Raw genomic sequence first — 12,809 nt, 5'->3', positions numbered from 1 at the left:
CAGAGCCTGCTAATCAGTCAAATGTTCGTGAAGTGTAACAGATTGGGCGCATTTGCCCTACGTTTCAACCACCGTGAAAGAAACGCGCCGACTGCGCTTCGGGGGATAAACTCGCCGCTAACCCATTGTCTTCATTGCGGCTATTTTGCTCACCATCGCCTTCACGCAGACGAAACTCTTCGTCCTGAGCCGTAGCCTGCTCCACCAGTTCCGGATTAATCTCGCGTTTAACTTCCACCCCCAGGCTGCGAAACGCCTCCGCCTGCGCCAGCAAATTGCCGCGCCCGGAGGAGAGTTTTTTCATCGCCTGGCGGTAGTTATCCTGCGCGCGATCCAGGCTTTGCCCCACCGAGGACATATCGTCAACAAACAGCCGCATTTTGTCGTACAGCTTGCTGGCGCGATCGGCAATCTGCTGCGCGTTACGGCTTTGGTGCTCATAACGCCACAGGTTGGCAATGGTACGTAACGCCACCAGCAGCGTGGTGGGGCTGACCAGCATAATGTTATTTTTCAGCGCTTCGGTGATCAGTTCGGGCTGTCTGTCGAGCGCCAGCAGGAAGGCTGGCTCAACCGGAATGAACATCAGCACATAATCCAGCGATCGCAGCCCCGGCAATTGTTGATAATCTTTTCTGCCCAGCAGACGGATATGGTTACGCACGGAGGCGATATGCTCCTGCAACGCTGTTTCGCGGGTATAGTCATCTTCCGCGTTGAAGTAGCGCTCATAGGCCACCAGCGTCATTTTGGCGTCGATAACCACATCTTTGCCCTGCGGCAGACGAACAATGACATCCGGCTGCATCCGCGAGCGCGCATCGTTTTCAATGCTGACCTGCGTTTCGTATTCGTATCCTTCACGCAGGCCAGAGGCCTCCAGCACGCGCGTCATGACCACTTCGCCCCAGTTTCCCTGCGCTTTGTTATCACCTTTCAGTGCGCGCGTCAGGTTAACCGCCTCCTGGGCCATCTGCGCATTCAGCTGCTGGAGATTACGGATCTCATGCGCCAGCGTGTGGCGCTCGCGAGCCTCCTGACCAAAGCTGTCCTGCACCTGACGGCGAAAGCCGTCCAGCTGTTCACGCAGCGGCGTCAGAAGGCTGTTCAGGCTCTGGCGGTTCTGCTCATCCACGCGGCGATTGCTGTGCTCAAAAATGCGGTTCGCGAGGTTCTCAAACTGCTCGCTAAGACGCTGCTCGCTGTTGATCATCTGACGGATTTTGTCTTCGGCGTGCAGTTGGGTGGATTCAAGGCGGGTGGTCACTTCCCGGAGATCGGCCTCCAGCGAGGTGTTAATGTCGCGCAGATTGCGCAGTTCGTTATTGAGCAGTTCACACTCATCGCGCCAGTGGTCACACAGCGCAAGCTGTTGTTTCGTCGCGCTGAGTTCGGCGACGATCTCTTCGCGCTCTGCCAGCTGATCGGCTTTCTGCTGAGCATGTTGGTAGCCGCAAATGAGCCAGCCAATCCCCACGCTCACCAGCGCAACTACCGCATAAACCAGGATTGAGATATCCACAATGCCCCCTGCATCCACGTGTAACCCGCACAAAATAGAATTGTGCTGTATGAACGTCCAGTTTGAAAGGGTTTTCCTGCGAGGCGTTACGCAAAAAAGAAAGGCCGAGCATGTCGGCCTTTTAGCACTGAAGAGAGAATTAGATCAGACGGCGCGCCGCTTCAACCACGATTTTCACCGCATGGCTTTCAGTCTGCTTCATGGTTTCAGCGTTCGGGATCTCCTGCTGGGTACGGTTGACGATAACGCCCGCCACCATACCGGCACGCAGACCCTGGCTTGCGCACATGGTCAGCAGCGTCGCAGATTCCATTTCGTAGTTCATGACGCCCATCGACTGCCACTCTTCCATTGAGCCTTTGAAACGGCTCACCACGCGACCAGAGAAGGTGTCGTAACGCTCCTGGCCCGGGTAGAAGGTATCGGAAGATGCCGTGACGCCCACGTGGGTGGTGGCGCCCACGGACTTCGCGGCTTCAACCAGCGCGGTGGTGCATTCGAAATCAGCCACTGCCGGGAATTCCATCGGTGCAAAGTGCAGGCTTGCCCCGTCCAGACGCACGGATGCGGTGGTAACCAGCACGTCGCCCACGTTGATGTGCGGCTGAATGGCGCCTGTGGTGCCAATGCGCAGGAAAGTACGAATGCCCAGCTGTGCCAGCTCTTCAACGGCGATAGAGGTAGACGGGCCACCGATACCGGTAGAGCACACGATCACCGCTTTACCGTCCAGCTCTGCGCGCCAGGTGGTGAATTCGCGATGCGCTGCCAGCTTAACCGGCTTATCCATCAGCGCGGCGATCTTTTCCACACGCTCAGGATCGCCAGGGACGATAGCAAGCGTAGCCCCTTGTAAATCGTTTTTAGTGAGGCCGAGATGAAAAACATCAGACTTAGACATAGGTGACTCCTCTGTGGGTCGGTTTGTCAGAAGAAGTAAAACGGTACTTTACAGAAGCAATGTGCATTATTTCGTGACACACCTCACCATGAATGAAAATGATTGCAGTTAATTTCCATAAAATGGTGATTCACATCACATTAACAAGTTATATCGCCGGGTGCTGCACAAAAGATAGACGCTATAAGGCACTGTGGGTTGTTAACCTGGTGTCTATATTTATCTTTGCGCTAATCCATTCATTGGTACGGAGAATGCCATGACTGAAAAAACCGGTTTTGCACCTGCTGCGGCCCCGCATGCTTCAACCATCGTCTCAACCCCTGAAGAGGCCATTACCGCAGGCGAGACCTCCATTCCCTCCCAGGGAGAGAACATGCCAGCGTACCACGCGAGGCCAAAATCCGCCGATGGCCCGCTGCCCATCGTGATCGTGGTGCAGGAAATATTTGGCGTTCATGAACATATTCGCGACCTCTGCCGCCGTCTGGCGCTGGAAGGTTACCTGGCCGTTGCGCCGGAACTCTATTTCCGTCAGGGCGATCCGAATGATTACAGCGACATCCCGACGCTGTTCAGCAACCTGGTCAGCAAAGTGCCGGACGCGCAGGTGCTGGCCGATCTCGACCACGTTGCCAGCTGGGCAGCGCGCAACGGTGGCGATGCGCATCGTCTGATGGTGACTGGCTTCTGTTGGGGCGGACGCATTAGCTGGTTGTACGCCGCGCATAACCCGCAGCTTAAAGCGGCCGTGGCCTGGTACGGCAAGCTGGTGGGTGAAAAAACGCTGAATTCACCGAAGCAACCTGTTGATATTGCCACGGATTTAAATGCGCCTGTGTTGGGGCTCTATGGCGGTCAGGATACCGGGATCCCGCTTGATACGGTCGAGACCATGCGCCATGCGTTGCGGGCGGCAAACGCGAAGGCGGAAATTGTGGTGTATCCGGAAGCCGGGCACGCCTTTAATGCCGATTATCGTCCGAGCTATCACGCGGAATCGGCGAAAGATGGCTGGCAGCGGATGCTGACATGGTTTAGCCAGTACGGCGGGAAAAAAGCGTAAAAGCAAAAAGCCCGGTGGCGGCTACGCCTGACCGGGCCTACATTTCATCAAGCCTGACGCAAATTCTGCGCCGCCTGCACCATGTTCGCCAGCGCCGCGCGGGTTTCAGGCCAGCCACGGGTTTTCAGGCCGCAGTCCGGGTTTACCCACAGACGTTCCGCCGGGATGCGCTGGGCCGCTTTTTGCAGCAGCGATTCAATCCACTCCACGCTTGGCACATTCGGGGAGTGAATGTCGTATACGCCCGGCCCGATTTCGTTCGGGTAGTCGAACTCTTCGAACGACTCCAGCAGTTCCATGTCTGAACGCGAGGTCTCGATGGTGATCACATCGGCGTCGAGCGCGGCAATGGAGTCCATGATGTCGTTAAATTCGCAGTAACACATGTGGGTGTGGATCTGCGTATCGTCCTTCGCGACAGCCGCGTTGAGGCGGAACGCCTCCACGCCCCACTGTAAGTAAGCATCCCAGTCGCTGCGACGCAGCGGCAAACCTTCACGCAGCGCAGGTTCGTCGATCTGAATGATGCCAATCCCGGCCGCTTCCAGATCCGCAACTTCATCGCGCAGCGCCAGGGCGATCTGTTTGGCGATGGTTTCCCGGGTTACGTCTTCACGCGGGAACGACCAGCAGAGAATGGTCACCGGACCCGTCAGCATGCCTTTTACCGGTTTGTCGGTCAGAGACTGGGCATACTTCGCCCACTCCACGGTAATCGCTTCCGGGCGGCTGACGTCGCCGATTACTACCGGCGGCTTCACGCAGCGGGAGCCGTAGCTCTGCACCCAACCGTTCTGGGTAAAGACAAACCCGTCCAGGTGCTCACCGAAGTATTCCACCATGTCGTTACGCTCGGCTTCACCGTGCACGAGCACGTCCAGACCTAAACGTTCCTGCTCGATAATCGCCTGTTTGATGTGTTCCGCAATACCGGTGCGGTAGTGATTCGCATCCAGATTGCCCTTTTTGAAGTCCAGGCGCAGGCTGCGGATCTCGGTAGTCTGCGGGAAGGAGCCGATTGTCGTGGTCGGCCACGCGGGCAGGTTAAAGCGCGCACGCTGGGCTTCGGCGCGCACTTCATACGGGCTCTGGCGCTGGCTGTCCCGGGCGGTGATGGCCGCCAGACGTTTTTCCACTGCCGGGTTATGCACGCGCGTCGAGTGACGGCGCGCCTGGATCGGAGCGCTCCAGTCGCTAATCGCTGCCGTGTCGCCGCTGTTCAACGCGTCGCGCAGCAGAGCCAGCTCCTCACACTTTTGCAGGGCGAAGGCAAACCAGCTTTTCACCTCAGGGTCGAGTCGGGTCTCCAAGCTCAGGTCAATCGGGCTATGCAGCAGGGAACAGGAAGAGGCCACCCACAATTCACGTTTACCGACTATGTCTTTAATTTGTGCATATTTCTCGGTGAGATCGGCACGCCAGACGTTACGACCATTCACCAGACCGGCAGAGAGCAGCCAGTCCACTGGCAGACGCTTGTGCAACTCTGCTACATCGTCTTTGCCGTGAACGAGGTCAATGTGCAGACCCTGAACCGGCAGCGCGGTAATGGTTTTCAGGTTCGGCGTGACGCCTTCGAAGTAGGTGGTCAGCAGCAGCTTCACCTGCCCGGTGAGCGCGTTATACGCCGGTTTGAAGGCGTCCAGCCACGCCTGCGGCAGCTCAAGCACCAGCGCCGGTTCATCGATTTGCACCCACTGAATGCCGCGTTTGCCCAGCTCAATCAGCACCTGCTTATAAACCGGCAGAATGTCGTTCAGCAGGCTGAGGCGGTCGAACTGTTCACCTTTCACTTTGCCCAGCCACAGGTAGGTTATCGGCCCCAGCAGCACGGGTTTCACCTGGTGACCCAGCGCCAGCGCTTCGTCCACTTCATCCAGAAGCTGGGTCCAGGTCAGTTTGAACTGCTGGCCTTTAACGAACTCCGGCACCATATAGTGATAGTTGGTGTTGAACCACTTGGTCATTTCCGCCGCTGCCGCTGGCTCACCCGTTGGCGCGCGGCCACGGCCGATGCGGAACAGGGTATCGATATCCACCGATCCATCGTTGTTCTGATGACGAGCCGGCACGTTGCCAAGCAGCAGGCTGGTGGTCAGAACATGGTCGTACCAGGCGAAATCGCCCACCGGCAGCAGGTCTACGCCCGCCTGTTTTTGCTGATCCCAGTGACGGGCGCGCAGCTCGCGTCCCACGGCCAGCAGTTCTTCGCGGGTGGCGTTACCCGCCCAGTAGCTTTCTTGCGCTTTTTTCAGCTCGCGACGCAGGCCAACGCGAGGGAAACCGAGAGTGTGAGTGCGGATTGTCATGGCATACCCCTTGTAGAAATTCGTTATTTAGACGTCCAGATGTTTACACTTCTATAATTGGCAGGTACTGTATATTCCTCAAGCGCAATATGTTCATGCCGAAGTGAAGGACTTTCATGATCGAGATTAAACACCTGAAAACGCTACAAGCGTTGCGGAACTGCGGTTCTCTTGCGGCGGCAGCGGCCACGCTGCACCAGACTCAGTCTGCCCTTTCTCACCAGTTCAGCGATCTGGAACAACGCCTCGGCTTTCGTCTTTTTGTGCGTAAGAGCCAGCCTTTGCGCTTTACGCCGCAGGGCGAAATTTTGCTTCAGCTGGCGAACCAGGTGCTGCCGCAGATTGCCAGCGCGTTGCAGTCCTGCAACGAGCCGCAGCAGACCACCCTGCGCATCGCCATTGAGTGTCACAGCTGTATTCAGTGGCTGACCCCCGCGCTTGAGAACTTCCGCCAGAAGTGGCCGCAGGTGGAAATGGACTTCAAGTCCGGCGTCACGTTTGATCCGCAGCCGTCGCTTCAGCAGGGTGAGCTGGATCTGGTGATGACCTCAGATATTCTGCCGCGCAGCGGTCTGCACTATTCGCCAATGTTTGATTTTGAGGTGCGTCTGGTGCTGGCCCCGGACCATCCGCTGGCCGCCAAAACGCGTATCACGCCGGAAGATCTGGCAACGGAGACGCTGCTGATTTATCCGGTACAGCGCAGTCGTCTGGATATCTGGCGCCATTTCCTGCAACCCGCAGGCATCAGCCCACAGCTGAAAAGCGTGGATAACACGCTGCTGTTAATTCAGATGGTGGCGGCCAGAATGGGAATTGCGGCGCTGCCGCACTGGGTGGTCGAGACGGTTGAACGCCAGGGTCTGGTGGTTACCAAAACCCTGGGTGAAGGACTGTGGAGCCGGCTGTACGCCGCCGTGCGCGACGGCGAGCAGCGTCAGCCGATTACGGAAGCGTTTATTCGCTCAGCGCGGAACCACGCGTGCGACCATCTTCCGTTTGTGCGGAGCGCGGAGCGACCCAGCGGCGATGTACCCACAGCGAAGCCAGGATCACCGTTCCCCCAATAAGGAAACTCGGCCAGTGCGGCTGTTCCTGCCAGATGGCGAGGTTCACCAGTAGCCCCGCCGGCACGTGCACGTTGTTCATGATCCCCAGCGTTCCGGCGTCTACCTGCGTCGCGCCGTAGTTCCACATAAAGTAGCCCAGCCCCGAGGCCACCACGCCCAGCCAGACCAGAACGCTCCACTGCACGGGGGTGGTTGGCAGCTTTTGCGGGTTGCCGAGCATAAACCATGCCGCAATCGCGACAATCGCCGCGCCCATATAGAACCACGCAAACGCGTTATGCTGCGGCATCGGGCGGGTCTCCATGAGGCGTTTGTAGCCCACCATCCCGATGGCGAAGCTGATATTGGCGAGCTGGACGAACATCAGCCCGGTCCAGAAGTGATCGCTCACCTTGTCATAGCGAATTATCGCCGCGCCAATGACTGCCAGCGCCGCGCTCAGCAGATATCCCCAGCGCAGGCGGCGCCTGCTGAGCAGGTCGTAAATCAGCGTGATATAGAGCGGCGTGAGCACGGTAAAGAGCAGAAATTCCGAGACGGAGAGGTAGACGTAAGCCCGGAAGCTGAACAGGTACATGATGCCGAGCTGCATCGCGCCCACCAGCATATACAGCAGAATGGTTTTCAGCGATTGCCCGCGGGTACGCAGGAACGGCAGGAACACCAGCGCCGCCAGCCCCACACGCATCAGCACCGAAAAGTAGCTGTCGACCGATCCGGCAAGGTATTCGCCAATCAGGCTAAAGGAGAAGGCCCACAGGATAGTGGTGATAATGAGTAGCGCCACAATGCTTGTCTCTCAGAAAGAAGGAGAGGCATTGTAGCGAACTCTTTAGTTGACATCTGAACAATAAATAATCAAATGAAGATTATTCAAGGAACAGTTTGCGCAAATACTTAGGTACCGCGTTGTCTGTGTTGGTGCCAATCACTTCCAGCTCCGGGTGCAGATCTTTCAGGCGCTGGTGCGCGTTCTGCATGATGCAGCCTTTGCCCGCCATGGAGAGCATCTCGGCATCGTTCATGCCATCGCCGAACGCGATGCAGTCTTTCAGATCAAAGCCCAGACGCTTCGCGACCGCTTCCAGCGCGTGACCTTTGGACACCCCGCCCGCCATCACTTCCAGACAAGTCAGCGTGGAGAAGCTCACGTTCACGCGGTCTCCCCAGCGGGCGTTGATCGCCTGCTCCAGCGGAAGCAGCGCTTCGTGACTTTCGCAGGTAAAAAACACCTTGCTGATCCCTTCAGGATCCAGCAAACCCGGTTCATACAGGGAGTAGTTGAAGACGGCTTCCTTGAAGAAACGCATTTCGTCCGGGCGATGACGGTTCATAAACCACTCGTCGTCGCGGTAAACGTTAGTGACGATATCCGGGTTGTTATGCACAATGCCGAACAAATCAGTGGCGATGTCGCGATCGAGATTGTGGGTAAAAATCAGGTTGCCGTCCGTGTCGTGTACGCGCGCACCGTTGGAGGTGATCATGTACGACTTGATCTCCAGGTTATCGCGGATCTGCCCCACGTCCACGTGGTGGCGGCCGGTGGCGAACACAAAGTTCACGCCACGGGCAGTCAGGAGTTTTAAGGTCTCTTTCGCATAAGGCGACAGGGTGTGGTCGGGGGAAAGCAGCGTGCCATCTAAATCAGATGCAACAACCTGGTACATAGGGATTTCAACCTCTGGTGGAAAACAATAATCAGTTATGCCTGTTGAAAAATTCAACAATGGCGTTGAGCGCGACTGAGCGCATAGCGTCCTTTTCAAAAAGGATCTCATGGTACGCACCGTTGATGACCAGCGGTTTACCCCCTTCACAGGGATGGCCCGCCGCGGCGCGAAGTTCACAATAGCGGTCATGCATGCGGTTATCCACCACACGCTCTTCTTCCGCCTGGATCAGGAGCGTCGGCGTGTCATCATCGCCTACGCCCGCCAGCACCTGCTCACCGGCATGAATACCTTCCCGCACCCAGTGCCAGGTGGGGCCGCCGACCCGCAGACGCGGTTCATCGGCATAAAAACGCAGGTTGCGGCGATAACGCTGCCGACTGTGGGTTAACACGTTGATGGCAAACGGCAACGCCCGCCAGCGTCCTGTTCCTATGGCATAGCCTTCACGAATGCGCTGATGGCCCTCAGCCCAGTCGAGAAGATGGCGCACCATCCAGTCAGGAAAACGTATCACAATGCCGTACATCGGCGCGGTCAGCGCAATGGCGTCGCACTGGTGCTTATGGCGCTGCAAAAACAACGTCGAGATCGCGCCCCCCATGGAGTGGGCAAGAATATAACGCTTGCGCCACGGTCCGGGCTGCACTTCCTGATGCCAGAACGCGGCCAGATCGTCGACGTAATCGCTGAAGTTATCCACGTGGCCGCGATGGGTATCCGGCAGCATCCGGCCGGAAAGCCCCTGCCCGCGATGGTCGATAATTAACACATCAAAGCCCAGATGGAACAGGTCATACGCCAGCTCGGCATATTTGATATAGCTTTCGATGCGCCCGGGGCAAACCACAATCACCCGGTCATTTTTTTCATCATGGAAACGAACGAAGCGTACCGGGATATCCCCGACGCCCATAAACTCATCTTCCTCACGCTGGCGCCAGAAATCGGTCAGCGGCCCCATGGAGAAAGCAGCAAATGCGTTTTCTCGTGTTTCCCAGTCCTTTTTCTGCTGAAACATTGGGTTTCCACCCCCCGTAATTCAGGGAATATCGTTTTTTTCGTCACCGGTCACAAAATGACTCAACAATAGCGTATTGTGGCATAAAAACAGACGATCCGGGAGTTTCAAATGACCTTCGAGTGGTGGTTCGCTTACCTGCTGACATCCATCATCCTCAGCCTTTCACCTGGCTCGGGCGCAATCAACACCATGACCACCTCCATTAATCACGGCTATCGCGGCGCGGCGGCGTCAATTGCCGGTTTACAGACAGGGCTTGGCATTCACATTGTGCTGGTGGGGATTGGTCTGGGCACGCTGTTCTCCCGTTCGGTACTGGCCTTCGAGGTGCTGAAATGGGCTGGCGCAGCGTATCTTATCTGGTTGGGCATTCAGCAGTGGCGCGCCGCAGGCTCGATTGATCTGCATACGCTCTCCCGGACGCAATCACGCGGCCACCTGTTTAAGCGCGCGGTATTCGTTAACCTGACCAACCCGAAAAGCATTGTGTTCCTCGCCGCCCTGTTCCCGCAGTTTATCGTGCCGCATCAGCCCCAGGTGATGCAGTACGTGGTGCTGGGCGCGACCACCATTATTGTCGATATCATTGTGATGATTGGTTACGCGACGCTGGCGCAGCGAATTGCGGCGTGGATCAAAGGGCCTAAGCAGATGAAGGCCCTGAACAAAGTCTTTGGTTCGCTGTTTATGCTGGTTGGCGCGCTGCTTGCGTCAGCGCGTCATGCTTAGCGAGAAATGATGAGATGAATGCCGAAGCCGGCGAACAGTGCGCCGGCAAAGCCGTCGATCCACTTCGCGATGCGCTGGTAGCCGCGACGCATCGCCGGTAAAGCAAACAGGCTTGCCACAACGGTAAACCAGGCGAACGTCTCAACAACGATTAGCAGGAAGATCCCCCAGCGCGCGCCCGCACCGACGTTATCCCCCACAAACAGCGAGAACACAGAGCCGAAGTAAATAATCGCTTTCGGGTTCGCCAGGTTAGTCAGCAGCCCTTTCACAAAGCTACGGCCGCCCGTTGCCAGCTCAACCTTTGGCTCTTCCGGCTTTTTCTCTTCTTTCTTCAGCGCCCCGCGCAGCATCTGGTAGCCCATCCAGCACAGGTACAGACCGCCGCCAACCATGATGATGTTATGCAGCCACGCCATTTTCGCCAGGATCAGGTTCAGACCAAGCAGCGCAACCGCCGCCCAGACCATAACGCCCATGGTGATACCGAGCACACCCATCATCGCCTCTTTGCGGGAGCGGCTGACGGCCGTTTGTGACACGAAGAAGAAGTCAGGGCCAGGGCTCATCAGCGCAACGATGTGCACTAACGCCACGGTGAGAAATAGCATTAACATAATTAGCTCGCGGGGAAATAATGTAGTGATTCATCATCCTGGCACTTTTTCGCCCGGCTGACTACTCCTCATCATCACCATCAGCGTGGGAACGGATAAGCGCCATAAACTCTTTACCAAAGCGCTCCAGCTTGCGCGTGCCGACGCCGTTGACGCTGAGCATCTCGCTGGCGCTGAGTGGCATTTGCTCGGCCATCTCGATCAGCGTCGCGTCATTGAACACCACGTATGGCGGGATGTTCTCTTCATCCGCAATCGCTTTACGCAGCTTGCGCAGCTTGGCGAACAGCTTGCGATCGTAGTTGCCGCCGTAGGATTTCTGCATCACGCGCGGCTTCAGGGCGACGACGCGCGGAACGGCGAGCTTCAGTTCAACCTCACCGCGCAGGACCGGTCGCGCCGCTTCGGTAAGCTGAAGCGCAGAGTGCTGAGCAATATTTTGCGTGGCAAAGCCGAGATGGATCAGCTGGCGGATGATGCTTACCCAGTGCTCGTGGCTCTGGTCTTTCCCGATGCCGTAAACCGGCAGCTTGTCGTGCCCCATGTCGCGGATACGCTGGTTGTTAGCCCCGCGCAGCACTTCGACGACGTAGCCCATCCCAAAGCGCTGGTTAACGCGTCCGATAGTCGAGAGCGCTTTGCGCGCGTCCATCAGACCGTCGTACTGCTTCGGCGGGTCGAGGCAGATATCGCAGTTGCCGCACGGCGCCTGTCGCCCTTCACCAAAGTAGTTGAGCAGTACCAGACGGCGGCAAGTTTGCGCTTCGGCGAAGGCACCCATCGCGTTAAGCTTGTGGCGTTCGATATCCTGCAACTGCCCCTGCGGTTTCTCCTCGAGACAGCGGCGCAGCCACGCCATATCCGCCGGATCGTAAAACAGCATCGCTTCCGCAGGCAGGCCATCACGCCCGGCGCGGCCGGTTTCCTGATAGTAGGATTCGATATTGCGCGGGATATCAAAGTGCACCACAAAGCGCACGTTGGGCTTGTTGATCCCCATCCCGAACGCCACCGTTGCGACCACGATTTGCAGGTCGTCGCGCTGGAATTTTTCCTGAACGTCGGCGCGGATGTGGTTTTCTAACCCGGCATGGTATGCCGCCGCGCTAAAGCCGCGATTTTGCAGACGCGCAGCGGTGTCTTCCACCTTCGCGCGGCTGTTGCAGTAGATGATGCCGGACTTGCCGCGCTGCTCCTGCACGTAGCGCAGGAGCTGATCCAGCGGCTTGAATTTTTCCATCAGCATATAGCGGATGTTCGGCCGGTCGAAGCTGCTGACCTGAATATAGGGGTCTTTCAGCCCCAGCAGGCGAACGATGTCCTGACGCGTGGTGTCATCCGCCGTGGCGGTAAGCGCCATAAACGGCAGCTCAGGGAAGCGCTGACGCAGCTGGCCGAGGGCGGCATATTCCGGGCGGAAATCGTGCCCCCACTGGGAGATACAGTGCGCTTCATCCACCGCCAGCAGCACCGGGTTCCAGTGCGCCAGGTGGTCGAGGAAGTTGTCCAGCATCAGGCGCTCTGGCGCGATATACAGCAGGCGGATCTGCCCGGTGCGGCACCCGGCCATCACCTCTTGCTGCTGCTCGCGGGTTTGCGTCGAGTTAAGACAGGCCGCCGCCACGCCGTTGGCAAGCAGCTGGTCGACCTGGTCTTTCATCAGGGAAATAAGGGGGGAGACCACAACCGTCAGGCCATTAAGTACCAGCGCGGGCACCTGATAGCAGAGCGATTTTCCGCCGCCGGTCGGCATGACCACCAGGCAATCGCGGCCTTCCAGCACGGTTTCAATGATGGTTTCCTGGCCAGGACGGAACTGCTGGTAGCCAAAGGTTTCATGCAAAACCTGTTTAGCCAGCGATTCCTGATTCAATACTTCCGCCTGCGCCACGTTAACC

11 protein-coding genes are annotated in these 12,809 nt (G+C 57.5%); 3 read left to right on the top strand and 8 right to left on the bottom strand.

Annotated elements, in window-relative coordinates; all coding sequences use genetic code 11:
• Nucleotides 1–64: 64 nt before the first annotated feature.
• Nucleotides 65–1,522, bottom strand: coding sequence for a DNA recombination protein RmuC (gene rmuC / locus L3069_RS01040; RefSeq protein WP_023299053.1), 1,458 nt, complete (start codon nucleotides 1,520–1,522; stop codon nucleotides 65–67).
• Between the two features lie 139 nt (nucleotides 1,523–1,661).
• Entirely contained in the window at nucleotides 1,662–2,423 is a 762-nt protein-coding gene (gene udp, locus L3069_RS01035; protein WP_003860792.1) for a uridine phosphorylase, read from the bottom strand.
• A gap of 259 nt (nucleotides 2,424–2,682) precedes the next feature.
• On the opposite strand from udp, the gene L3069_RS01030 reads away from it, so the two are divergent.
• Nucleotides 2,683–3,489 carry a dienelactone hydrolase family protein gene (locus L3069_RS01030; protein ID WP_023299052.1) on the top strand — a complete coding sequence of 269 codons (807 nt, stop codon included), beginning with the start codon at nucleotides 2,683–2,685 and terminating at the stop codon, nucleotides 3,487–3,489.
• Nucleotides 3,490–3,536: 47 nt separating this feature from the next.
• Here L3069_RS01030 and metE read toward each other — a convergent pair whose 3' ends face one another.
• Nucleotides 3,537–5,798: a 5-methyltetrahydropteroyltriglutamate--homocysteine S-methyltransferase gene (gene metE, locus L3069_RS01025; protein WP_100167766.1), complete on the bottom strand. Its 2,262-nt coding sequence runs from the start codon at nucleotides 5,796–5,798 to the stop codon at nucleotides 3,537–3,539.
• Between the two features lie 116 nt (nucleotides 5,799–5,914).
• Between metE and metR the strand changes: the two genes are divergently transcribed.
• Nucleotides 5,915–6,868 (top strand): HTH-type transcriptional regulator MetR, encoded by a 954-nt coding sequence (metR, locus tag L3069_RS01020; RefSeq protein ID WP_015570000.1) that lies wholly within the window; start codon nucleotides 5,915–5,917, stop codon nucleotides 6,866–6,868.
• On the opposite strand, the gene L3069_RS01015 is transcribed toward metR, so the two are convergent.
• From L3069_RS01015 to pldB, 3 genes are all read right to left on the bottom strand, one after another.
• Nucleotides 6,756–7,655: a carboxylate/amino acid/amine transporter gene (locus L3069_RS01015; protein WP_003860795.1), complete on the bottom strand. Its 900-nt coding sequence runs from the start codon at nucleotides 7,653–7,655 to the stop codon at nucleotides 6,756–6,758. The genes metR and L3069_RS01015 overlap by 113 nt on opposite strands.
• Before the next feature lie 82 nt (nucleotides 7,656–7,737).
• Complete coding sequence (gene yigL / locus L3069_RS01010) at nucleotides 7,738–8,538, bottom strand: sugar/pyridoxal phosphate phosphatase YigL (protein ID WP_038415048.1); 801 nt, start codon at nucleotides 8,536–8,538, stop codon at nucleotides 7,738–7,740.
• Nucleotides 8,539–8,569: 31 nt separating this feature from the next.
• Entirely contained in the window at nucleotides 8,570–9,562 is a 993-nt protein-coding gene (gene pldB, locus L3069_RS01005) for a lysophospholipase L2 (protein ID WP_023299049.1), read from the bottom strand.
• A gap of 111 nt (nucleotides 9,563–9,673) precedes the next feature.
• On the opposite strand from pldB, the gene rhtB reads away from it, so the two are divergent.
• The gene (gene rhtB, locus L3069_RS01000; protein ID WP_038415047.1) at nucleotides 9,674–10,294 is read left to right on the top strand and encodes a homoserine/homoserine lactone efflux protein; all 621 of its coding nucleotides are present in this window, start codon (nucleotides 9,674–9,676) and stop codon (nucleotides 10,292–10,294) included.
• Here the strand turns inward: rhtB and rhtC are convergent.
• Together rhtC and recQ are read right to left on the bottom strand one after the other, a co-directional pair.
• On the bottom strand, nucleotides 10,291–10,911 hold the full coding sequence (gene rhtC / locus L3069_RS00995) for a threonine export protein RhtC (RefSeq protein ID WP_006179256.1): 621 nt from the start codon (nucleotides 10,909–10,911) through the stop codon (nucleotides 10,291–10,293). The genes rhtB and rhtC overlap by 4 nt on opposite strands.
• Before the next feature lie 61 nt (nucleotides 10,912–10,972).
• Nucleotides 10,973–12,802, bottom strand: coding sequence for an ATP-dependent DNA helicase RecQ (gene recQ, locus L3069_RS00990; protein WP_032626543.1), 1,830 nt, complete (start codon nucleotides 12,800–12,802; stop codon nucleotides 10,973–10,975).
• Nucleotides 12,803–12,809 lie beyond the last annotated feature (7 nt).

Origin of the sequence: Enterobacter cloacae complex sp. ECL411 (genome assembly GCF_021869665.1) — a bacterium.
GTDB classification, from domain to species: domain Bacteria; phylum Pseudomonadota; class Gammaproteobacteria; order Enterobacterales; family Enterobacteriaceae; genus Enterobacter; species Enterobacter intestinihominis.
Note: the sequence above shows the minus strand (reverse complement) of the source record. Positions and strands in the feature narration are given on the sequence as shown.

Excerpts from the sequence above, each read along its gene's own strand:
- metR (WP_015570000.1), top strand. The coding sequence starts at position 5,915 with ATGATCGAGATTAAACACCTGAAAACGCTACAAGCGTTGCGGAACTGC.
- pldB (WP_023299049.1), bottom strand. The coding sequence starts at position 9,562 with ATGTTTCAGCAGAAAAAGGACTGGGAAACACGAGAAAACGCATTTGCT.
- L3069_RS01030 (WP_023299052.1), top strand. The coding sequence starts at position 2,683 with ATGACTGAAAAAACCGGTTTTGCACCTGCTGCGGCCCCGCATGCTTCA.
- rhtB (WP_038415047.1), top strand. The coding sequence starts at position 9,674 with ATGACCTTCGAGTGGTGGTTCGCTTACCTGCTGACATCCATCATCCTC.
- udp (WP_003860792.1), bottom strand. The coding sequence starts at position 2,423 with ATGTCTAAGTCTGATGTTTTTCATCTCGGCCTCACTAAAAACGATTTA.
- yigL (WP_038415048.1), bottom strand. The coding sequence starts at position 8,538 with ATGTACCAGGTTGTTGCATCTGATTTAGATGGCACGCTGCTTTCCCCC.
- rhtC (WP_006179256.1), bottom strand. The coding sequence starts at position 10,911 with ATGTTAATGCTATTTCTCACCGTGGCGTTAGTGCACATCGTTGCGCTG.
- metE (WP_100167766.1), bottom strand. The coding sequence starts at position 5,798 with ATGACAATCCGCACTCACACTCTCGGTTTCCCTCGCGTTGGCCTGCGT.